Source organism: Polluticoccus soli, from assembly GCF_029269745.1.
GTDB classification, from domain to species: domain Bacteria; phylum Bacteroidota; class Bacteroidia; order Chitinophagales; family Chitinophagaceae; genus Polluticoccus; species Polluticoccus soli.
The window spans coordinates 352,387-374,037 of the sequence record NZ_JARJHT010000003.1 but is presented as its reverse complement, the minus strand read 5'-3'; the positions used below and the strand labels follow the sequence as shown (position 1 = coordinate 374,037).

General features: G+C 47.7%; 25 protein-coding genes. 13 read left to right on the top strand and 12 right to left on the bottom strand.

What is annotated here, in order from left to right:
- Nucleotide 1: 1 nt before the first annotated feature.
- From P2W83_RS18010 to P2W83_RS17990, 5 genes are all read right to left on the bottom strand, one after another.
- The gene (locus P2W83_RS18010) at nucleotides 2-418 is read right to left on the bottom strand and encodes an arsenate reductase ArsC (RefSeq protein WP_276135169.1); all 417 of its coding nucleotides are present in this window, start codon (nucleotides 416-418) and stop codon (nucleotides 2-4) included.
- Nucleotides 418-573 (bottom strand): hypothetical protein, encoded by a 156-nt coding sequence (locus P2W83_RS18005; protein ID WP_276135168.1) that lies wholly within the window; start codon nucleotides 571-573, stop codon nucleotides 418-420. Before P2W83_RS18005 ends, P2W83_RS18010 begins: the two co-directional genes overlap by 1 nt.
- A gap of 8 nt (nucleotides 574-581) precedes the next feature.
- Nucleotides 582-1,418 (bottom strand): arsenite methyltransferase, encoded by an 837-nt coding sequence (locus tag P2W83_RS18000; RefSeq protein WP_276135167.1) that lies wholly within the window; start codon nucleotides 1,416-1,418, stop codon nucleotides 582-584.
- 54 nt (nucleotides 1,419-1,472) lie between these two features.
- On the bottom strand, nucleotides 1,473-1,802 hold the full coding sequence (locus tag P2W83_RS17995) for an ArsR/SmtB family transcription factor (protein WP_276135166.1): 330 nt from the start codon (nucleotides 1,800-1,802) through the stop codon (nucleotides 1,473-1,475).
- 124 nt (nucleotides 1,803-1,926) lie between these two features.
- A complete protein-coding gene (locus tag P2W83_RS17990; protein WP_276135165.1) occupies nucleotides 1,927-2,148 on the bottom strand; it encodes a hypothetical protein in 222 nt (73 codons plus the stop codon).
- Nucleotides 2,149-2,283: 135 nt separating this feature from the next.
- On the opposite strand from P2W83_RS17990, the gene P2W83_RS17985 reads away from it, so the two are divergent.
- The 4 genes from P2W83_RS17985 to P2W83_RS17970 all read left to right on the top strand — a co-directional run bounded on the left by P2W83_RS17985 (nucleotide 2,284) and on the right by P2W83_RS17970 (nucleotide 4,900).
- Nucleotides 2,284-2,613 (top strand): phage holin family protein, encoded by a 330-nt coding sequence (locus tag P2W83_RS17985; RefSeq protein WP_276135164.1) that lies wholly within the window; start codon nucleotides 2,284-2,286, stop codon nucleotides 2,611-2,613.
- Nucleotides 2,614-2,779: 166 nt separating this feature from the next.
- Complete coding sequence (locus tag P2W83_RS17980) at nucleotides 2,780-3,154, top strand: T9SS type A sorting domain-containing protein (protein WP_276135163.1); 375 nt, start codon at nucleotides 2,780-2,782, stop codon at nucleotides 3,152-3,154.
- Nucleotides 3,155-3,428: 274 nt separating this feature from the next.
- Nucleotides 3,429-3,665: a hypothetical protein gene (locus P2W83_RS17975; protein WP_276135162.1), complete on the top strand. Its 237-nt coding sequence runs from the start codon at nucleotides 3,429-3,431 to the stop codon at nucleotides 3,663-3,665.
- Nucleotides 3,666-3,832: 167 nt separating this feature from the next.
- Nucleotides 3,833-4,900 carry an endonuclease/exonuclease/phosphatase family protein gene (locus P2W83_RS17970; RefSeq protein WP_276135161.1) on the top strand — a complete coding sequence of 356 codons (1,068 nt, stop codon included), beginning with the start codon at nucleotides 3,833-3,835 and terminating at the stop codon, nucleotides 4,898-4,900.
- A 56-nt stretch (nucleotides 4,901-4,956) separates the two neighbouring features.
- On the opposite strand, the gene P2W83_RS17965 is transcribed toward P2W83_RS17970, so the two are convergent.
- The 3 genes from P2W83_RS17965 to P2W83_RS17955 form a co-directional block, all read right to left on the bottom strand.
- A complete protein-coding gene (locus tag P2W83_RS17965) occupies nucleotides 4,957-6,000 on the bottom strand; it encodes a methyltransferase family protein (RefSeq protein ID WP_276135160.1) in 1,044 nt (347 codons plus the stop codon).
- A gap of 40 nt (nucleotides 6,001-6,040) precedes the next feature.
- Nucleotides 6,041-6,586, bottom strand: coding sequence for a hypothetical protein (locus tag P2W83_RS17960; protein ID WP_276135159.1), 546 nt, complete (start codon nucleotides 6,584-6,586; stop codon nucleotides 6,041-6,043).
- A gap of 169 nt (nucleotides 6,587-6,755) precedes the next feature.
- Nucleotides 6,756-7,448: a hypothetical protein gene (locus P2W83_RS17955; RefSeq protein WP_276135158.1), complete on the bottom strand. Its 693-nt coding sequence runs from the start codon at nucleotides 7,446-7,448 to the stop codon at nucleotides 6,756-6,758.
- A 174-nt stretch (nucleotides 7,449-7,622) separates the two neighbouring features.
- Between P2W83_RS17955 and P2W83_RS17950 the strand changes: the two genes are divergently transcribed.
- From P2W83_RS17950 to P2W83_RS17935, 4 genes are all read left to right on the top strand, one after another.
- A complete protein-coding gene (locus tag P2W83_RS17950; protein ID WP_276135157.1) occupies nucleotides 7,623-8,969 on the top strand; it encodes a T9SS type A sorting domain-containing protein in 1,347 nt (448 codons plus the stop codon).
- Between the two features lie 168 nt (nucleotides 8,970-9,137).
- Nucleotides 9,138-10,493, top strand: a complete 1,356-nt coding sequence (locus P2W83_RS17945) for a T9SS type A sorting domain-containing protein (RefSeq protein WP_276135156.1) — start codon at nucleotides 9,138-9,140, stop codon at nucleotides 10,491-10,493.
- 149 nt (nucleotides 10,494-10,642) lie between these two features.
- Nucleotides 10,643-11,038, top strand: a complete 396-nt coding sequence (locus P2W83_RS17940) for a BlaI/MecI/CopY family transcriptional regulator (protein ID WP_276135155.1) — start codon at nucleotides 10,643-10,645, stop codon at nucleotides 11,036-11,038.
- Between the two features lie 32 nt (nucleotides 11,039-11,070).
- Nucleotides 11,071-12,993 carry a M56 family metallopeptidase gene (locus tag P2W83_RS17935; protein WP_276135154.1) on the top strand — a complete coding sequence of 641 codons (1,923 nt, stop codon included), beginning with the start codon at nucleotides 11,071-11,073 and terminating at the stop codon, nucleotides 12,991-12,993.
- A gap of 373 nt (nucleotides 12,994-13,366) precedes the next feature.
- On the opposite strand, the gene P2W83_RS17930 is transcribed toward P2W83_RS17935, so the two are convergent.
- A complete protein-coding gene (locus P2W83_RS17930; RefSeq protein ID WP_276135153.1) occupies nucleotides 13,367-13,825 on the bottom strand; it encodes an META domain-containing protein in 459 nt (152 codons plus the stop codon).
- Between the two features lie 279 nt (nucleotides 13,826-14,104).
- Nucleotides 14,105-14,953, bottom strand: a complete 849-nt coding sequence (locus P2W83_RS17925; RefSeq protein ID WP_276135152.1) for an NAD(P)-dependent oxidoreductase — start codon at nucleotides 14,951-14,953, stop codon at nucleotides 14,105-14,107.
- A 271-nt stretch (nucleotides 14,954-15,224) separates the two neighbouring features.
- Between P2W83_RS17925 and P2W83_RS17920 the strand changes: the two genes are divergently transcribed.
- From P2W83_RS17920 to P2W83_RS17905, 4 genes are all read left to right on the top strand, one after another.
- Entirely contained in the window at nucleotides 15,225-15,515 is a 291-nt protein-coding gene (locus P2W83_RS17920) for a GIY-YIG nuclease family protein (RefSeq protein WP_276135151.1), read from the top strand.
- A gap of 233 nt (nucleotides 15,516-15,748) precedes the next feature.
- Nucleotides 15,749-16,027, top strand: a complete 279-nt coding sequence (locus P2W83_RS17915) for an RNA recognition motif domain-containing protein (protein WP_276135150.1) — start codon at nucleotides 15,749-15,751, stop codon at nucleotides 16,025-16,027.
- Nucleotides 16,028-16,124: 97 nt separating this feature from the next.
- Entirely contained in the window at nucleotides 16,125-16,418 is a 294-nt protein-coding gene (locus tag P2W83_RS17910; RefSeq protein WP_276135149.1) for an RNA recognition motif domain-containing protein, read from the top strand.
- A gap of 289 nt (nucleotides 16,419-16,707) precedes the next feature.
- Nucleotides 16,708-16,956: a hypothetical protein gene (locus P2W83_RS17905; protein WP_276135148.1), complete on the top strand. Its 249-nt coding sequence runs from the start codon at nucleotides 16,708-16,710 to the stop codon at nucleotides 16,954-16,956.
- 5 nt (nucleotides 16,957-16,961) lie between these two features.
- Here the strand turns inward: P2W83_RS17905 and P2W83_RS17900 are convergent, their stop codons facing one another.
- Nucleotides 16,962-17,249 (bottom strand): hypothetical protein, encoded by a 288-nt coding sequence (locus tag P2W83_RS17900; protein ID WP_276135147.1) that lies wholly within the window; start codon nucleotides 17,247-17,249, stop codon nucleotides 16,962-16,964.
- 619 nt (nucleotides 17,250-17,868) lie between these two features.
- Nucleotides 17,869-18,828, bottom strand: coding sequence for a ligand-binding sensor domain-containing protein (locus P2W83_RS17895; RefSeq protein ID WP_276135146.1), 960 nt, complete (start codon nucleotides 18,826-18,828; stop codon nucleotides 17,869-17,871).
- A gap of 437 nt (nucleotides 18,829-19,265) precedes the next feature.
- On the opposite strand from P2W83_RS17895, the gene katG reads away from it, so the two are divergent.
- Nucleotides 19,266-21,542, top strand: coding sequence for a catalase/peroxidase HPI (gene katG, locus P2W83_RS17890; protein ID WP_276135145.1), 2,277 nt, complete (start codon nucleotides 19,266-19,268; stop codon nucleotides 21,540-21,542).
- Nucleotides 21,543-21,651 lie beyond the last annotated feature (109 nt).

Here is a 21,651-nt window from a genome sequence, read left to right as displayed (position 1 = left end):
CTTAGCCCAAATTGGTTTGCACAAAATTTTTGCAGTAGTCCTTTATCATATCGCGCACCATGCGAAACTCGTGCATGATATGGTCTTCCGTTCCTGTTGCTTTTGCCGGGTCGGGGAAGTTGTGGTGAAACTTCTTCGCGTTGCTAGGGAAGTAAGGGCAGCGCTCTTTGGCATTATCGCATACAGTTATCACAAAGTCGAACGGGATATCCCTGTATTCGTTCATGTTGTTGGAGGTCTGCCCTGTTATATCCACGCCATCTTTTTGCATGATGGCAATTGCACGCGGGTTGACGCCATGTGTTTCTACCCCCGCGCTGTAAATAATTGCCTTATCTCCGGCAAACTGCCGCAGGTAGCCTTCAGCTATCTGGCTGCGGCAGCTATTGCCGGTGCATAATACCAGTACGTTCTTCATTAGTCTATTTTTACTACGCTTATCAATATCCAAAGCAGGTTGATGATCGTGAAACGGAGGTCGAAACCCATAGTCAGGTTAAGACCGATTATGCCGAGCAGGATAATGCCGAAACGCTTGTGACGGCCGAGATAAAGTGAGATGTTTTGTTTCATATAGTCTATTAGCAGCAGCCTGAACCCGGCGTACAACAATCTGGTTTGCGTGCAAACACAGTAACACTAAATATGCCCGTGCCGCTCTGTTTGAACGATGCGATCTCTTCGGCCGACAAGTAGGTGCTGAGTATGTCGTCTGGAATGATGATCTGTTTTTCTTTTTGCAGGGTGAGGGATTCAAAGCCTGCCTGTTTGATGAGGCCGAGATAATCTTCTTTCTGAATAGCACCACTAACGCATCCGGCATACATTTCGGCAGCCTGTTGCAGGTTAGCAGGCAATTCGCCCACCAACACTATGTCTGATATGCTGAAGTGGCCGCGCGATTTCAATACTCGGAATACCTCTTTGAATACGTTCGCTTTGTTGGGAACGAGGTTGAGCACGCAATTGCTCACCACTACATCGGCAGTGCTGGCTGTTACGGGCATCCGTTCAATATCTCCCAGGCGGAACTCAACGTTGTTAAAGCCAAGCTTTTCTGCATTGGCCCTTGCCTTGTCTATCATCGCCTCCGTAAAGTCAATACCTATCACTTTCCCGGTTTCACCGGTTTGAGATCGCGCTACAAAACAATCGTTGCCCGCGCCGCTTCCCAAGTCTATAACTGTATCACCGGGTTTTATTTGCGCAAATTCGGTCGGAAGTCCGCAACCCAGCCCCAGGTCGGCATCGGGGTTGTACCCTTGCAGTTGGGTGTAATCATCACTCATGATGTTATATACCTCTGTGCTGCAGCAACCCGAACCGCAGCATGAAGCCGCGTTAGTTTCTTTGTCCTGCAGCGCTATTTCGCTGTATTTCTGTTTTACCAGATCCTTCAGTTCCTGATCGGTGCTCATTGTATTAGTGTTTAGGCTTTATTGCAATATTGCGATTGATTAAGTCAAATTTTTTTAGCAGCAGTTATTATTAGCGGGCATGTCTTTGAATAGCTCGGCAAAGGTCTGCTTGTATTGCAGCCACACTTTTGGGTCAATGCAGTAGCATATGCTGGTGCCTTCAATAGTGCCTTGTATCAACCCGACGTTCTTCAGCTCCTTCAGGTGTTGAGAGATAGTGGCTTGCGCCAGTCCCAGTTCTTCTACAAGGTCGCCGCAAATGCAGCTGTTAGCCTTCAACAGCTCTTCCAGTATGGCAATACGTGCGGGATGTGCTATAGCTTTGGCCATAGCTGCTATCTCGTTTTGCTTTTTCGTAAAGAGGTCAGTTTTGGTCGCGCCCATATCAATCGCAATATTACGATTGATGTTTGAAACAAAAAAAAATATTTTACCGGCAATAAAAAAGCCGGCTCTAGGCCGGCTTTTACCAATAACAGAAAACAAAGTCAATTATTCCTTTCCCTTATTAGTGAGCTGCGTGGTTAGCAGTGTCTGCAGCTACGGTGTCAGTAACGCCACCTGTAGTAGTAGCAGCGTCCATAGTACCACCAGCAACAGTGTCAACTGGAGTTACAGGAACTGCAGTAGCAGTGTCAGTAACAGTAGTTTCGTTTTCAGTGCTCTCACCGCACGATGCTGCGAACAGACCGAAAGCACCCAGCAGCATCAAAGTTTTGATCGATTTCATAATAGCTTTTTCTATTAATCGCATTTTGGCCCGGAGGTAACCCATTGCCGACATAAAAATTTTTACCCTAAGCATTAGTGGCTGAAACAAAGGCTGGCATAGTTTCTGTTAAAGAAACTTATAAACTGTTTAACGATGGGCTTTTTAGTACAATTGCTAGTCAATGCGCTTATACTGCTGGTGCTGGAGAAGATCATGCCCCGCGTCAAGGTAAGCAGCTTTGGGACGGCGGTAGGCGTGGCGCTGGTGGTGGGTTTCCTGAATGCGACCGTGGGTTTTCTTCTCCGGCTGCCGCTCAATATCCTCACCCTGGGGTTGCTCTCGTTCCTGGTGCGGCTGTTTGTAACGGCGGTAATGATCAAGATAGCAGACAAGTTTTTCAGTGGTTTTGAGGTAGAAGGGTTTACTCCGGCGCTGATCATCGCGGTGGTAATGGCCATTGTCGGCACGATACTTTCATTATGATTGATTCATGGTAATTGGTGTGTTGGGGTGGCCTGGTGCCACCCTTTTTCGTGCGGCTTGATTGAGACATTTTAACTGCAAAAAATTGTTAAACAAAAATAACTTTGTGTCCATTGCGCAGGCATGAGTTTTTATTATTCTTTAATGTAAATGAAAGGAGGACTCAATGAAAAGATGCGTACAAATATTTCTACTGGTGATTAGCTCGATGGCGGTAGATGCGCAAACGGTTCCTGCTGCGCCTCGCGACAGTGTGGCTCTCACTGATCAGTTCGTGGCAGAGGATTTGGTCAACATTTACCCCAATCCGGTGGTAGATGTAGTGAACATCGAGATACACCAGCCGGAAAAGGCAAAACTCACTGTCCTGATCAAGGACGTTATTGGCAAAACGGTTTACAATGGCTCAGCTGATGAATTTACCAGCGGTACTTACCTGTTCCAGGTGCATATGCCAACGGCTGCACCCGGCATGTACCTGTACAATATACTTGACGAGAAAGGTGAACTGATAGCCAACGGCAAATTCGTAAAAGCATAAGTGTAACCATACACGAAAAAACTAAAGGACGCTGTTATCAGCGTCCTTGTGCATGGTCATAACCTGGAGATGGAATGACCACTTGTAATTATTGGCAAAAAAATGGTACCAGCTCGGCAGGGCTATCGTTAAGTTTATTCGTATCCCTTCTTATCCGTTGTTTTCTTTTGGTTTTTAGTTGGCGTAACAAATCATACGTAAGAGCTTGTTGTAAACCTCATCTGGTACGGTTTTTACTGGTTTTAGGCGTATCTAACCCAGGAGGAACGGCCAGATGAAGACTTACAAAGTGATATTTGCGCGAGATGAGGTGCTGGTGTGTGTAGAAACGCAAAGCGGAGTGCCCGGAGGCGGTGAGACCCACCTGGAGCACAATGCGCACGGCTCACCCATTTATGCCCTGGTGCATGCCGAAGACTCGGCAGAAGCTTGCCGGGTGGCCAAACAAATGGTTGCAAGCTCAATGGGTCGACCCAAGCACATGGGTGATCCCAGTTCAGATTCTGATTAACAGTTAACTCATTAATAGTGAAAAGCAGCTCTGCAGTAGGGCTGCTTTTGTGTTTTGCACAGGTTTAACCTAAACAAACTGTTGTAGTTGGCATTATGATGGGGAAGCGGCACAACCTTTTTATACATGCAGAGGTAGAATGGATGTGATAAAAGAAGACAGTCGAAATGGTAGATGAATATCAGTCAATTATAAAAGGTGTATTAGCGGTGATCAGCATTGTGATGATACTGCTGACGTTTATACCGCTAGTGCGCAACGACTACTGGACGTTCAGGGCGCTGGAGTTCCCACGCTCGCAAAAACTGATCGTCAACTCAGCAGTGTTGTTGCTATGGGCAACGGTCTTGTCCCATTTACATTCCCCGCACTGGGTACTGATCACCTTGCTGGCGGTTAGCATCATTTACCTGGCCTACAAGGTGATGCCCTATACGAGTTTATACGCCCACGAGATGGTTCAGATAAAAAATGGGTCGGCCGATAGCAGTATTAGCCTGTTTTGCGCCAATGTGTATCAGGACAATCGCGATTATGAGACCATGCGCCGGCAGATACTGGAATGTGATCCTGATGTAATATTCCTGGTGGAGACAGATAAGAGCTGGGCGAAAGAGATGAAGCTCTTCCGCAACAGGTACCCGCACTACCTGGAGCAACCGCAGGAGAATACTTACGGCTTACTGTTCTACAGCAAGCTGCCGCTGGAAGAAGGATCTGTGAAGTTTTTGGTGAAAAATGAGATACCGTCGGTGGAAGCAGCGGTCACTTTACCATCGGGTCAAAAAGTGAAAATATTTGGCTTGCACCCAGAGCCTCCGGCACCGCAGGAGTCTCTAACGACAACTGCCAAGGATAAAGAATTAATGAAGATCGCATTTAAAGCTGCAAAGAGTAAACACCCTGTGATAGTGATGGGAGATCTGAATGATGTAGCGTGGAGTTATACAACAGAATTATTTAGGAAGACCAGCAGGCTGTTAGACCCGCGCCGGGGCAGGGGATTTTTCGCCACTTTCTCTGCTAAGAGCCGCATCATGCGGTTTCCGCTCGACTATATATTCTGCAGCGAAACATTTGGACTGATAGAAATGAAACGCATGCCATATAGTGGCTCCGACCATTTTGCCATGTTTGTGAAGCTGCAATACGATAAGACACTCGCCAAAGAGCAAACGCCGCCTCAAGCAGACGCGGATGATATAGACGATGCCCGTGAGAAGGCGGCTGCTTAAAGACAAACCCGGTCCCGAATAGGTGGGACCGGGTATTGCACCGAAAAGAAACCGCCCTAAAAAATTCCAGGTACGAACCTCCATTTTACTTTCTGGCAATAGGCCATATATTCCTCATCCTGCATCAGGTGCCTTTCTTCTGTAATTGCCCGCAGAAAGTATACTACTGTCCATACCGCCATCCCTGTTACAACGGCTGGGTTTTCGCCCAGCAGGGGTATTAGTGTAACCCACCAGGCGGCTACCTTGGAGATGTAAGCCGGGTGACGCACAAATTTGTAAGCACCCTTGCTCACGATGCCGCGGTTGGTGAGATTGGATGCGCGCGCGCCTAGCGATACGGATGCCCATACATACACGAAGAACAGAGCTAACACCGTCGCGCGTAGGATGAAGGTGCCTGTGATCGACTGATCGAAATAGGCATAGGTGCTGCTATGTTGCGGCGCCAGCTGGTTGAGTACACTGTTGAATGGAGGATAGCAGATCAATGCTACGATCCAGCCGCTCCAGGTAGCATCTACCGAGCGCAGGCGGTTGCCCAGTTTAGATGACTCAAACAGGTAACCGAAGGTAAACAGCAGCGTGTCGACAAGGAAGAGCGCCGTAATGGTTAGCGGAAAGAACACATTATTGAACCAGAGCATGAAAGTACCGTCCATGCCGGTCTTCAATACACGTTTTGTTTCGTTCACCATATCGGTACCATTATTGAAACAGAATTGCACCATCATAGGCAGGAAGAACAGCTTGACCAGTATGAACAAGAAATATTTCTTCTGGTGGGCTGATGTGAATACTACTTTTTCTTTTGCAGTAGTAGCGATGAGTATACGGCGCAGCACGGTGAAGAAAATATTTCCCGGCGAGTCAGCCTCGTCATTATTGCGGTTCCTTATGTTGTTGCTGATGCAAATTGCTGAGTAAAGCACAGCAATGCCATACAGCGCAAACACAGTATTGGGTTCCAGGAACTTGCTGTACCATGCATTGAAAGCATATAGACAAAAGGCCAGCCAGATAAGCGCAACGTCAGCCAGTATAAAGCTAAGCCAGCGTATGTTGCGTTTGGCTATAAGTATAGATCGTTCTGTGTACATAGTGGAATTTTTTAGAGCGGCGTCGGTGACGAAAGAGCATTTATAATGTCAGGCACATTTTGTTGCAACCCGATGTAACGCTGAGCGTACCATCCCAGCTGTGGTCATCGTCTTCAGCTGTGTACGACAAAGTTGTAGTGCTCGAGTACTGTTTTGTAACACAACCAGTAGCGCCACAAGAAGGCGAGCTGCTATAATACTGGGTGATCTGACCTGCGTACGAGCCGTTGATATAAACGCTGATAGGAGAGCCCTGGAAGTTGGACCAGAACATGGCTGTACCACCGCCCGATGAAGAGGATGAAGATGAGCTGCTGGTGCTGCTGCTGCTGGGGCTTGGGTAGGGATCCGGATCGGGGCCGCTACTAGTGCTGGACGAGCTGCTACTGCTGCTACCCTTGTAGGTAGCGCACCATTTGCCTGTGTAGCCTGTTTGGCAAACGCAATCGCCGTCGGCGCAGTAACCATTAATACAACTGTCGTTGCATTGGTCTTTTTTAGAGCAAGATTGCAGCGAGTACGTTGCCAGCATCATGGAGGCCACTACGAGGACGCCTTTTACCAGTGTTGAGAGTTTGTTTTTCATAAGAGAACTTTTTTGGTTGAAGAATAACAATGTTGATAGAACAAAGGTGCGCCGGCAGAGAGGCCCGGAACGAAGTGTTTCCACCTGATTTGGGTGCGTAGTTCTACGCAATAAAAAAGCGGGCAAGAATGCCCGCTCCCGTTTTGCGTCAATTAACTATCGGTCCGTATTATTTCGCTTTGTATTGTACCAGCCTTGCTTCGTACACATGGTCGGCGTTTAGGTAAAAGGCACGTGTGTAGGACACAAGGCCCACGCCTTTGGCATAGCGATAGTAGTAAGTCCGTGACTTTACCGGGTTGTCGTGCGGCGGACGGAAATCGTAGCGCTCTGAATAAGACGAAGTGTTGAAGGTGGCTACAGGTACATTGATGGTCAGGTCGCGGTCGGCCATCTGGTGTGTTACGTCGGCAATGGTGTCGTAGGGTGGAGGGGCTAGCTGCTGGCTGATGAAAAGGCGTTTGTCAAATACCTTTCCAAATTCTGAAGCGCTGAAAATGATCTTGCCGAAATTGGTTACTACATAGTCGAGTGAATCGGTAATGTATTCTGTGCGAATGCCGCCGCCAAACTCCGGCCACAGCATTTTGTGGTATACCCGGCGGTTAATAACGGTGTCTTTTTCTACCCTGGCAGTGTCGTACATGTTCAGTGCTTCTTCGCTGCCATTATCATATATTTTGTAGGTCCGGTACACCCAGTAGTTGCCTGGTTTGGCCTTTATATATTCAGGGCTTTCCCAGGGTGGCATCAAGACAGAATCTATTAATACCGGTAGTTCTGCACGTTGATCTGTTCTTTTTCTGCATGCTGTTGTAGCTACAACAAACAGAATTGACAATAAAATGATCGTGGGCCTCATAATTTTCGGTTGGTTTGCATCCAAAACGCAGATTGCCCCGGAAATAGTATCTTTGAGGCTCAATTTCCGGTACAGCAATTGCTGTAAAGCGAAATATCCTTTGCGACATACTGAAACATTAAGCCCAACGTTCTATTACTTCTTTATCATTTTTTTTAATCACAAACCAACTTTATGAAGCAATTCTTTACCCTCTCTGCTGCCATATTGTGCAGCATCGGCGCTTATGCACAAAACTCGCAAAAGCCCGTAAATCCTTTAATGCCGAAACAGGCTAAAACCGTAAAACCCTCGACTACCCCTGAAAAAACAACAGGCGCCGACACAAGGATGATCGCCACCGTGAATGCTACCTATGGTGCGTCTTCGTTCGAAGTAGAAGATTCTTCTGTAGTTAGCTACACCGGCAACAATGGCTGGGACTATGCTACTGAAGGTTGGAAGTTTGACAGCGGTATTCAATATACAGTTAACCCTGTTTGGATCGCTGATGGTAAGATCTACCAAACCATCGTAAACAACCGCATTGCTACCATGCTGTTCAAGCAACTGCAGGGTAGTGTATGGGAAGATCAGTATAAAAGCACATACACCTATACCAACGGTCTTATAGCCAGCGAGACGACAGAATACAATATGGGGTCGGGGTTGACACCAAGCTCACGCAATACCAACACGTACAACGGCGACATGCTGATCACTGAAAACCTGCACGAAAGCTGGAACTCAGGCGCGTGGGAGAAAAGCATGCGTACTTTGAATCATTATAACGCAGCTAAGATGGTAGATACCTCTATCGACCAAACATGGATTGCGATGACATCGCAATGGAACGATCAAAACCGCAGAGTGAATATTTATAATAATGGTGTACTATCGGAAATGCTGATGCAAATGAGCACAGGTAGCAGCTGGCAAGACGCGTACCATACTCTTTATACTTATGATGCTAATGGAAGAGTGTCTGTGGAAACCGGCGAGCAATGGGATAACGGCACCAGCACCTGGGATAAATCGTACCGTACCGAGTATGCGTATAACACCGCCGGCGACGTGATCGAAGAAAAAGGTTCGCATTGGAATAATACTGCTTGGGAGTACGACGGTAAATCTGTATACACTTACAACCAGTACCATCGTTTGCTGACAGAAGAATCACAAACGTGGAATAATACTACCAGCCAATGGTTTTATGACAGCGGTAATGACTACAAGACAACGAACTACTACGAGGCGTATACCAACGATGTAAAAACCGTTGCATCTAACCGTGCTGAGTTAAAAGTATTCCCTGTTCCTGCCAAAGAGCAGATCACTATCTCGGCTTCTTTCCAGCAAATGCAATCGATCAGTGTGGTGATCATGGACATGAGCGGCCGCGTAGTAAAGCAAATGACAGACCATGCAGGTACGCAATACCGCCAGTCTATCAGCGTCGCCGATCTCGCTGCTGGCAACTATGTGATCAACATTGTAGGTACAACTGAGGTCGCATCAAAAATGATCAGCGTTACGCGCTAAGTTTTAATTATTGGTTTATAAAACAGAGCGGGCCTGCTATGCTGGCCCGCTCTTGCTTTTTCGGCACGGCAATTGCGGTAAAAGCCAAGTACGCTTTGTAACACACGAAAACACCGAATTCAACGTTCTATTACTCCTTAGTATTTTTTAAAAACAAAAACCAACTTTATGAAGCAACTCTTTACCCTCTCGGCTGCCGTATTGTGTAGCATCGGCGCTATGGCACAGCAAGCGCAACGAACAAATCCGTTGTTGCCGCAACGAGCCAAAGCAACTCCTGTAAGGCCAACGCAAGACAAAACAACTGCAGCCGACAGCCGCCCGATCGCTGTGTCAGAATTTACTTATGGGGCTTCGTCTTTCGAAATTGAGGATTCTACCGTACTGAGCTACACTGGCAACAATGGCTGGGACTACGCGACCCAGGGCTGGAAGTTTGACACCGGTACTGTGTGGACCTACGACGCGGGTACTACATCCTGGAGTGACGATGGGGGTGTAAAACAAGTGATCGCCAACAACCGCATCATGAGCAGCCTGTTCAAGTCGCGCATGGGCAGCGTTTGGCAGGATGAGCAAAAATCTACTTACACTTATACTGGCAGCGGTTTAATTCAGACAGAAGAATATGCGTACAACAACGGATCGGGACTGGAACCGGCAGGACGCTCTACGCACACCTACAATGGCGATATGCAGATAACGCAGACTGTGCAGGACAGCTGGAACCCTGGTAGCAGCCAATGGGAGCCTAGCTCGCGTACTATTAACCACTACAACACGGCAAAGCAAATGGATACTTCATGGCAACAGTCGTGGATCGCAATGACCTCGCAGTGGATGGACGGCGGACGCACTATTAGCACCTACACCAATGGTAAGCTGATGATGCAACTGCAGCAAAATTATTCAGGCCCTGGTTGGGACGATGCTTACCGTAGTAACTATACCTACGATGTCAATGGAAATATGGCTACCGTTGAAAACGAATTTTGGAACAACAATGCGTGGGAAAAATCTTACCGTGGCGAATACACTTATACCACAGCTGGCGATGTAGCCACCGAGATAGGCGCACACTGGACCGGAGCTGCCTGGGAAAACGGGAATAAGTATTCTACTACTTACAACCAGTACCGTCGCCCTCTGACTGAAGAGTCTCAGACGTGGAACACGAGCACCAGTCAATGGTATTATGACAGTGGCGACGACTACCTGACAAAATACTACTACGAAGTTTACACCAACGATGTGAAAAACGTCGCTTCAAACCGCACTGCGCTGAATGTGTTCCCTGTTCCTGCAAAAGAGCAGATCACTATCTCGGCTTCGTTCCAGCAGTCGCAGCCGGTTAGCGTGGTTATCAGGGATATGAATGGTCGTGTAGTAAAACAGATAGCAGACCAGGCTGGTACTCAATACCGCAAGGCTATCAACGTTGCAGATCTTCCTGCAGGTAACTACATGATCAACATCAATGGTACAACTGAAGTTGCATCTAAAATGATCAGCGTTACGCGCTAGTTTTTAATTATCAGCTAATTAGTTCTACGGGCCTGCTTTTGCAGGCCCGTTTTGCTTTTGTTAAAACATTGCCAAACTGCTAAGGAAAATTTTTGATTACGAAAATGTTCGTACATTAGCTACGAAATCATTCGTAGATACTCGCTATTATGAGCAGCAACGTTAAACCTACAGAGAGCGAACTGGAGATACTCAATATACTTTGGGAAAAGGGCCCATGTACTGTGCGTGAGGTGCATGAAGAACTGATCCTCACTAAAGAGTCGGGCTACACTACCACACTGAAGCTGATGCAGATCATGCACGAAAAGAAGCTACTGAAGCGCGATGCCAGCTCAAAGACACACGTGTTCGAAGCCGCGGTGTCGCAGCAGCAAACGCAGGGGCAGATGTTGAAGAAGATGATTGACACTGTGTTCAACGGTTCTGCCAGTCAGCTGGTAATGCAGGCGCTGGGTAACCACAAAGCAAGCAAGCAGGAACTGGACGAGATCAAACAGTACCTGGCAGAAATGGAGACGAAGACCAAACGTTCAAAGAAATAACCATCACCATCAATACTTAAACCTGTGTTTTTATGAACAACCTGCAGGATACTTTTCAAACACTGAGCCAGGCATTGGGCTGGGCACTCTTGCATTCATTGTGGCAAGGCTTCCTGCTGTTTGGGTTGCTTTGGGTGATACTGAAGATCGTTCCCGCAGCATCGGCAAAACTGCGGTACCGTCTTAGCTTTTTTGCGCTAGGTGGCATAGCCACATGGTTTGTGTACACTGCAGCAGGGTATTGGCAAAGCATGCAAAGCTATACCGTCACCATCAGCACGCAGGCCGATACGGTTACCTGGCAGCAGTCGGTGAGGCAAGATCCATCCGTTATTGGTGCACAAGTGGTACGCTGGCTGGCGCCGATAGAAGGGCAATTGCCTGTATTGGTAGCCATATACTTTATAGGTGTGGCTGCGCTGTTTGCACGACTGATCTACAACATTGCCGGTATTCGCAGTCTTACTACTCAAAAGGTACAGGCACCAACCGCTGAGTGGCTGACACTGCTGGAAAGCTGTATGCAGCAATTGGGCATAGCGCGCCAGGTGCGCTTACTGTTCTCAGAAAAGATCACGGTGCCCATGATCACCGGTACTATTAAGCCGGTAATACTGGTGCCGCTGGCTATGATCACACGCCTCGACACCTACCAGGCAGAAGCTATACTAATACACGAACTGGCGCACATTCGCCGCTACGATTATTTGGTCAATATTGTACAAACCATTGTAGAGACCATCCTGTTCTTTAATCCATTTGTATGGGGAGTATCAAACATCATCCACCGCGAACGGGAGCATTGCTGCGATGATGTGGTGCTGGACCATACACAATGGCCCCTGTCTTATGCACACGCGCTTACTACCCTCGAATCATATAGGCAAAACCCGCTGGCCATGGCGGCGACGGGCAATAACAACCAATTACTTCACCGCATTAAACGAATGATGGAAATGAACCGAAATAACATCTCTTATGGCCCTGCATTTACAGTATCGCTGGCAGTGCTGCTGGCAGTGTCATTCATTTGGCTGACACCTGCATTGGCACAAAGCAAGAAGGACAAAGACAAGCCCAAAGAGGCAGTCGTGGCCGCCGCCACACCTGCTCCGTCAACTACTGAAGTAGATGCTGCGCCTGCAGTTGACTCTCCGCAAATAGTAAAGAAAGAGCGTATCACCATCATCGACCCGGACGGCAACAAGCACACTTATAATTCGCGGGAAGAGGTGCCTGAAAAATACAGGGACAAGCTGACGACCGTTACTGAAAATGGAGAGAAGGTTCGCGTTAACACCAGGGTGATTGACAAAGACGGCAAGCGGGAAGAAGTAGTAGACATTGAAAGGACCATCAAAGAAGCACTGGATGGTGTTGACTGGAGCCAGGTAAATAGAGACATCAATGGGGCTATGGATGAAGTGCACACCGCGCTTAAAGAAATAGACTGGAATAAGATAAGTGCCGAAACAACGGCCGCGATGGAAGAATCGCACAAGGCGATGGAGGAAGCAAAGAAAGCAATGGCCGACATTGACTGGAACAAGATAGACGCCGAAACAAAGAAGGCGATGGAAGAGGCGAAGAAGGCAATGGCAGAAGCAGAGGTTGCCATGAAAGAGTCGGAGAAAGCGATGAGGGCTATGCCTCCGGTGCCACCTTCACCGCCTGTAGTAGGTGCGAGGCCCCCACGTCCACCACATCCTCCGGTGGTAGCTATTCCCTCAGGCGGCCCGGGCAACTCTTACGAGCGCATGCTGGATCGTATGGATGGAGAAGGGCTGATAGACCGCGACAAGAAGTTTAAGGTTGAAAAGAAGAATGATGCACTATACATTGATGGCAACAAACAGTCTCCAGAAACTTACCGCAGGTACAGTAGGTTCCTGAGTGCGGAGACGGTGAGTATCAAAGGCAATAAAGGCACATTGGAGATCAAGGTGCGCAAATAGAAGTTCTGCGTTTTTTTTAATTACTAACAGGTGAAAGTGCGGCGTAGCTACCAGGCTACGCCGTTGTTTTTTTGATTGGGGTGGTTAGATCCCTGGCAGCTAAAAAACTTTAAAAATACCGTTAAAAGACGGTGGTTTGGAAAAGAGGCGAGGTGTACCTTGCACCCAGTTACTTTTAGTGTTGCCTATAAGCACTATCCCCTGAAAAGTGAATAGACTGACGCTTCGCCTAAAGCTACATAGACCACAGCCACCTGCCGGCTGAATAATCTAGGCCGGAACTAATCACACATACAACCGATAAGCCAACCTCGTTATAATAGTGGGTCATCTTGATTCAGGCTGCCTTTTAAGGCAGCCTTTCCTTTTTGTATTATCTCGCGCGGAACTTAGCCAGTTCCTTATTGTCTCCATCGTTCAGCATCAGCATATCGCCTGATACGCTGTAGTTGGTAGCAGTGTTGAGTGCCTTCAGGTAGTTCATTTCCACGTCCATGTTGGGGCAGGCGCGTTTGGTGCTGCCTACTTGTTTAATGGTGATCTTACCAGGGGCGGGTAGATTGTAGCTGCCAAAGAAGTTGTTGCAACCTGTATTCCCGCTAATGCGGTTGCTGTCGGCGCCAAACTTGATGTAGGCCTCGCCAGCGGCATTGCGGCCCACAACGGGCACACCACTCAGCGACTCCAGCTTCCAGTTCTTACCGGCAAGCGAAGCCTTTTCGCCCTTCATTGTAGCGCCGATGTCGGTGGTCTTCTTCTGGCCCTGGCAACCTGTAGTTGTTACCGCCAACGCCACGATAGCTGGTATAATGAACCTTGTGAATCCGCTCATTGTGTTGGTTTAATGATTAAAGTTAAGCCGCGTCATGCTTAAAGTTTATAGAAACATAACCAAGGCGTATTAGTCCGTCCAAAAATCAGGCCTCATTTTTGCAGTAGACAAACCAAGCGGCAGTTTTAGCTGTCTTTTAATATCCAGGAATTTTTATGAAAAGGTCTATTCTACAAATCGTGATGATGCTATTCAGGCTGGCCAAAGAGCGCCGGCAGAACCGGAAAAACTACCAGACAGACACGGGCCTGTTCATTTAGGTATTGCCCGGCGCGCCTCCTATAGGTTGCCGGATGCTATGATCGTCCAGTCTTTGTGGGCATGGCCCTTATCCAGCCATTGGTCCATTTGTTTGGCTACCGCCGATACCATTACCAGCTCCTTGTCGCCTTTGGCGGCTTCTTCCATCATCAGCCTTGCGTCTTTGCGCGCCATCTGCAGCTCCCACGAGGGGTTGTCGAATTGTGCTGCCAGTACGCGTTTCAGCCTGCCCGGCGCCATTGCCCCCGGGTTCCACTCGCTGAATAAACCAAGGATATCACTGCCATCTACACCCACAGCCTTGCCCAGCGCCAGCATGTCTGATATGCCGCTAGTAAGCGCTATGAGGAACAAGTTGCCTATCAGCTTAAGGCCGGCCGCCTTTTCTGTACGCTCGCCCAGGTTCAGCAGCTTGCCTGTCATGGCAGAGAGCCATGGCGTTATTTTAGCAATCACCTCCTGGTCTCCCGATACCAGCATATAGCCACTGCTTTCCAGAGCATTTACCGGACCCATGAATACAGGGGCGTGTATGTAGATGAAGCCACGCTCGGCCCATTGCTGTGTACGGCGCAGGGCGCCCTCGGTGCTGGTAGTGCTGTGGTCAATGATGTAACAACCGGGAGTGAGGCCTTCTGCCGCCTGCTCCAGTACAGCGTCAACTACTGCATCGTCGGTGAGAGTGAGATGGATGCGGGACGCGCCACGCACGGCATCGGCTACATTATCAAATGCCTTTGCGCCATCGGCTTCCAGCGCTGTTGCCTTGGATGCTGTACGGTTCCATACTTGTACTTTTTCTCCTTTGGCCAGTAATGCTTTAGTGAAGTTGGCGCCCAGTAGTCCCGTGCCTATAAATGCGATCATAGTTGGCTTGTTTGAGCCGTAAATGTAAGCAAGCAGGGCGACTTAGAAACCAGCAGGGTAGGACAGCTTAGATAAACAGTCCCGTCTCCGACTGGTAGTGCTTTTTGTAAAAGCGCTTTTGGTTAAAAGGGGTAAAAAGAAGGGCTTTTAGTAGGCTGGTTACTCGTTTCATGATCGCATAAATACAATACAAAACTACCTGTGTTATCAATAGCCCAATACCGTGTTTTCACGGTATTTTTTTGTGGTTTGCAACTTTGTATATTGAACTGTGAAACGTTATTACGTCTATATCACTACTAATCAGCACCGAACCGTTCTGTACACCGGAGTTACCGGCTTTCTGCAGCGACGGATGGATCAGCATTGGTACGACGCCCTTTTTGAAGGAATGCATTTTACAGGCCGATATCAAAGCTTTTACCTTATTTACTTCGAAGAGTATAACCATCCTGACACGGCGATCGCTCGTGAAAAGGAGATCAAAGGCTGGAGGCGAGAGAAGAAGCTGAAACTGATCCGGTCATCTAATCCAACACTTGAATTTTTGCCTACAGGATAATGTCATCCCGAGTATCTACCGCTCAATAGAAAGCAGGCGCTTATGGCGAGGGATCCCACGGAATGCGGGCACTTATAGCGTGGGTTCCCTCGCCTGGTCTGCGTCTCCGGATCAGCTTTAGTAGCTCGGGATGACAGCCTTTCGCTAACGTTTTCTACGAAACATTGTCTTAACCTAAACTTCACGGGTAGCTTACGTTGCGGGTATACCTTGCGCCCATAAACAATGCAACCATGAAAGTATTAGTAAGCAACCTGAATGTACATGCTACGGAGCAAGACCTGAAAGCGCTGTTTGCCGCCTTTGGTAACCTTCTGTCGGTGAAGCTGATAAGAGGGTGGGATTCTTACGAATCGCGCGGGCTGGCGGTGGTAGAGTTTGAGCAGCGCCACGCCGGTGAACGAGCCCTGCAACTGCTTGATCATACCAATTATATGGAGCAATTGATGGGTATTAGCGAGATCAGGGCACCCTATTCCTTGGCCTCCCAGAGCCTGGCTACCAGCTATTAAAACCAATTTTTATTGGAAAAATTGAAATAACCTGTACAAAAAATTTGACTTCACCAGTTAAAGCCCTATCTTCACAATAGTTAAAAAATAAAACTACATGAAACTTTTTGTTGGTAACCTAAGCTTTAAAGCGGGAGACAATGACCTGCAGCAACTCTTCTCCCAATATGGAGCGGTTACATCTGCCAAAGTAATGACCGATAAATTCACTGGCCGCTCACGCGGTTTCGGCTTCGTAGAAATGCAAGACGACAGCGCTGCTAACCAGGCTATCGACAAGCTGAACGGTTCTCAGTTTATGGATCGCGCGATAACTGTGAATGAAGCACGCGAACGTACAGGCTCTGACAGGCCGGGCGGTGGCGGTGGTCGTTCAGATCGTCGTTACTAGTAGTCTCCTACTGCAATTTCAAAGAACTATATATTATGCGGGTATTCTTCGTCTGTATTGATGAACGGATATCCGCATAAGTATTTTTGCCGTTTTTCCCCTCTTTTTGGCTGTTAAATAGTAGCAGAACGTCCTGCCACTTCGCGAATTATATATTTAATAATTTTTCGCTCCCTCTTTCTTTTTACCCGGACGTGATGTATATTTATATACGACCAGGTTAGCCACATCTTACCATTTAATCACAGGAGATGCCTTCTATAGGCGTGTACCACCAAACCAACTGAGTATGACGAAGGTGGCACTTTCGAGGGAATTGCTGAACCGGCTGAAGAAGCTGGGTTATAAGTACTTGCTTATCACCGATGTAAAAGTCATTTGTCCGAAGAACATGCTGTATACCATGACGCTGAAACCGGATAGGGTGATACCTGCCTGCATGACCTTTAGCTGCACCGGTATTGATGACCCGCTGATAACAGGCGCACTTGCCCGGACGGCTGACAGCTGCCCGGTTTATGTTGAAATGCCTGAATGATCCGCTCACTTATGTGGCTGCTCTCCCGGCCCCTGCCGCACACTGGGGTCGATATTCCGGTTGGGTGCAGCTGGCTCTGCATCAGTTTTCTCATCGCTGGGTTCATGTCCGTTTGCTGTGGGCTTGCCTGATACCTCACCTTGGTCAAAGTTGCGGTCCTGGGCATTATAGTCATCCTGTACTTTCTCTTCTTGTTGCTCTTTCCCGTCTGTCGACTTTGATTTACCTGATTCTTTCTCCTGGTCAAAGTTGCGGTCTTTAGGGTTTGTTCTGCTTTCGGTGTTGTCTTGCATGGTTCTGCCTTTTGTTTACAGATAAAAACATCACACCAGCATGCGTCTATACCCGTATAGCCGCTCCAACTGTTGTGTTAAACTTGTTTGCCAAAACAAGAGCTTTTTGTCAAGGTCTGGTATATTCTTGTATAACTGCTGCGATTTTTGTTTGATCGTTTTCATGAGCTGGAAAGCACGGCTGGTAAGGGTTTTAGAGAAAATGTGTTAAAATGTATAAGAAAGTCAAACTATTTTTTTGCCTGGGGTGAAATGTAGATTTTGGTATAGTTTTTCGAGGCTCGGCGGAACAAAAAAATGTTTACAATTGTTTACATTTTTCGGGTTGGCGGAAGAAAAAAATCTTTCTGTTGAGGTGTTTGAGTGGCGTGATAGGTGGCGCATCGTGCAATATTTACTATTGCAAATATACATTATTTTACTGTTTTTGTCAATTTTATTTTATTGAAGCGGGACGCTTCTTTTGTTGTGGGTCTAAGCGGGACGCTTAGACCAGTATGGGTGCGCAGCGAAGAACGCTCTCACCGACGATAATCTGCCGGAAGGTAACCCTTAGGCCGGTTGGGGATTCCGCCCCTGTTTTATCTCTGAAATTGCGGAGACTCGTTTTTGGGTTCCCTCATAGTTTGAATTTTTCAAACGTCCTGCCATTGAATGTATAAACTCCTGAATTGTCTGTTCCAAGCCAGAGGACTCCGGCATTATCCTTGTAAATTGAAACAATTAATGCATTTACTTCTCCATCTTTTATTTGAAAATTGGTCAGTTTCTTGCCATCATATTTCCAAACACCCTCATTATAGCTGGTCATCCAAACGTTTTCATTGTCAATGACGGCTGAATTAAAATACGGAAGTTTCATTTTTACTTGTTGTTGCGACAATTCTATTCCGTTTACTTTTTCATATTCAATTGTCCCTTGATTTTTTTGATCGTTGCTGAGAATTTTATACCGGCTTAAAATATTACTGAACCAAAAAAAACCATCATTATCTTCAAGTATATTACGAACTGCCGGAACTCTGCCGTCATCAAGAACCGAAAGCTCTTTTTCATAGATCCAGTTCAAGGTTACGCCATTAAAACAGCACACACCGGCAGATAGAGTGCCGAACCAAATATTTTCCTCTTTATCCTTATAGATGCTATAAACCGCATAATCGGGGTCGATCCATTTTGAATTGAAGGATGAAAAATCCAAATGGTACAACGTATTGCCGTCATACCGATACGCACCGGTTATTTCTCCATTGCCTTTGAACCATAAGTCCTCTGAACGTAATTTCCATTGGTTGGTTTCTGATCTGACGGGTATTAACTGCGTGAATTTGTCTCCGTCAAATCTGCTTACTCCGTTTGGTGTGTCGAAATAGATGTTTCCCGATTTGTCTTCCTGAATACCTCTGATCTTATCACTATGCAAGCCGTCGTTGGTTGTAAACTGCTTTAGGTTTTTACCGTCGTAGCAATATGCTCCATTCCCATTGCTGCCAAACCAATAATTCTTCTTTTTATCTTGATAAACCACCCATATACTTTTGTTCATTTCTGAAGGAGCAGGGCCAACGTTAGCTGCCATGCCCATACTTTTGGGATTCTTTACTTGCGCATTGCATGATGTCAACACAGCGAGGATACAACAAAGTAGCATTGTGGTCAAAGTCATTCAAAAGATTTGATGTGCTTTATCAATTGCTGGTTCTTTCAATGTCGCAGCACTGCCGTATATAGACTGCGATGAGTCAAACTATTTGCTTAATAAACATACAAAGATTAAACTGAAACAGCTCTGCAGTTCGAACATCCTGAGATAGTAAGAGAAAAACCCGCCATAGAGGCGGAATAGGCTAAAGTGTCCGCTCATTTATTATGGGTCTAAGAGGGACATTTGGACCAGTGCCGGGTATGCGCTAATAGATTTTAACTATCTAAATTACTTATTGGATTGTGGTTACTTTATTAACTGATCTAACATACAGTACACGCAAGTGATCATTCAACCATAAAACTTTTAAAATGGGAAAAGAGTCAAACGACATCAGCAAATGCCCGTTTCATATCGGCAGTATGAAGCAAAATGTAGCAGGTGGTGGCACCCGCAATCGCGACTGGTGGCCAAACCAGTTAAAGCTTAATGTGCTGCGCCCGAACTCTTCCTTGTCCAATCCTATGGGAGCGGACTTTAACTATGCCGCGGAGTTTAAAAGCCTCGACCTGGATGGCGTGAAAAAAGATCTGCACGCGCTCATGACCGATTCGCAGGACTGGTGGCCGGCCGACTTTGGGCACTATGGCCCATTGTTCGTCCGCATGGCATGGCATAGTGCGGGCACTTATCGCGTAGGCGATGGCCGGGGTGGTGCAGGCACAGGGCAACAGCGTTTTGCACCGCTTAACAGCTGGCCCGATAATGTCAGCCTCGATAAAGCCCGACGGCTGCTTTGGCCCATCAAGCAAAAGTATGGCCGCAAGATATCCTGGGCCGACCTGATGATACTTGCAGGTAACGTGGCGCTGGAGTCAATGGGTTTCAAAACATTTGGCTTTGGGGGCGGGCGCGAAGATGTATGGGAGCCATCTGAAGATGTTTACTGGGGGGCTGAAAACACCTGGCTGGGTGATGAACACCGTTATGCGCATGGCGCAGGAGGTGTCATTGAGGATCATGGCGTACTGGTGTCTGACGACGATGCGAAGGGAGACATTCACTCCCGCCTGCTGGAGCAGCCGCTTGCTGCCGTGCAGATGGGCCTTATCTACGTGAACCCCGAAGGCCCCGATGGTAATCCTGACCCCTTCATGGCCGCCAAAGACATTCGGGATACGTTTGGCCGCATGGCTATGAACGATGAAGAAACAGTGGCGCTGATAGCTGGTGGACACAGCTTTGGCAAAACCCACGGGGCAGCAGCAGCCGACCACGTAGGTAAAGAGCCCGAAGCAGTTGATATTGAAATGCAGGGATTTGGGTGGAGCAATAGTTTTGGTACGGGCAAGGGCGCTGATACTATTACAAGCGGGCTTGAAGTGACTTGGACAAAGACACCTACCAAGTGGAGTAATAATTTCTTTGAGAACTTGTTTGGCTTTGAATGGGAACTTTCAAAAAGTCCGGGCGGGGCAAGCCAGTGGGTAGCCAAAGGTGCAGAGGCGATCATTCCGCATGCATACGACAGTGCAAAAAAGCAACTGCCAACCATGCTTACTACCGATCTCTCTTTACGGTTCGATCCTGAATACGAGAAAATATCGCGTCGCTTCCTGATGCATCCCGAAGAGTTTGCCGATGCTTTTGCGCGGGCGTGGTTTAAGCTGACCCACCGCGACATGGGCCCACGTTCACGTTACCTGGGCCCCGATGTTCCGGCTGAAGAATTGCTTTGGCAGGACCCCATCCCTGCAGGCTCGCATCCGCTAATAGATGAAAAGGATATTGCCGCCCTGAAGGCAAAAGTACTGCGAGCGGGGCTGAGCGTGTCTGAGCTGGTTTCCACCGCCTGGGCTTCGGCTGCTACGTTCCGCGGGTCCGACAAGCGCGGAGGTGCCAATGGTGCACGCATCATGCTGGCTCCGCAAAAATACTGGCAAGTCAACAATCCAGCGCAGCTGCACAAAGTGCTGGATAAGCTGGAGAACATTGCAAAAGAATTCAACACTGCGACGGCAGGCGGCAAAAAGGTTTCGATGGCCGACCTGATAGTGCTGGCAGGTTGTGCGGCGGTTGAAAAGGCTGCAAAAGATGCAGGGCATCCGGTGCCGGTGCCCTTTACACCGGGTCGTATGGATGCTACACAGTCGCAAACCGACGTTGAATCAATGGGTTACCTGGAGCCGCGTGCCGACGGGTTTCGTAATTATCGCAAAACAAAACACAAGGTATCTACAGAAGAACTGCTGGTAGATAAGGCGCAGCTGCTAACACTTACCGCACCTGAGCTAACCGTATTGGTAGGCGGCATGCGTGCACTGGATACTAATTTTGATGGATCGAAACACGGTGTATTCACCACGCGGCCCGGACAGCTTACTAACGATTTCTTTGTAAACCTGCTCGATATGAGCACTGTATGGAAAGCTGCAACAGAAGACAAGGAATTGTATGAAGGCAGCGACCGCACTACTGGTGCATTGAAATGGACAGGGACACGCGCAGATCTTGTATTTGGCTCCAACTCGGAGCTACGGGCCATTGCAGAAGTGTATGGCAGTGCAGATGCACAGGAAAAGTTCGTGAACGACTTTATCGCAGCCTGGAATAAAGTAATGAACCTTGACAGGTTTGACCTGGCTTAGCTGTAGTATATCGAAATGGATAAAGGCAATCTTTATGGTTGCCTTTTCTTTTTTGTTAAGGTGGAGAAACGTCTTCATGAAGCGGACGATTCTTTTATTGTGGGTCTAA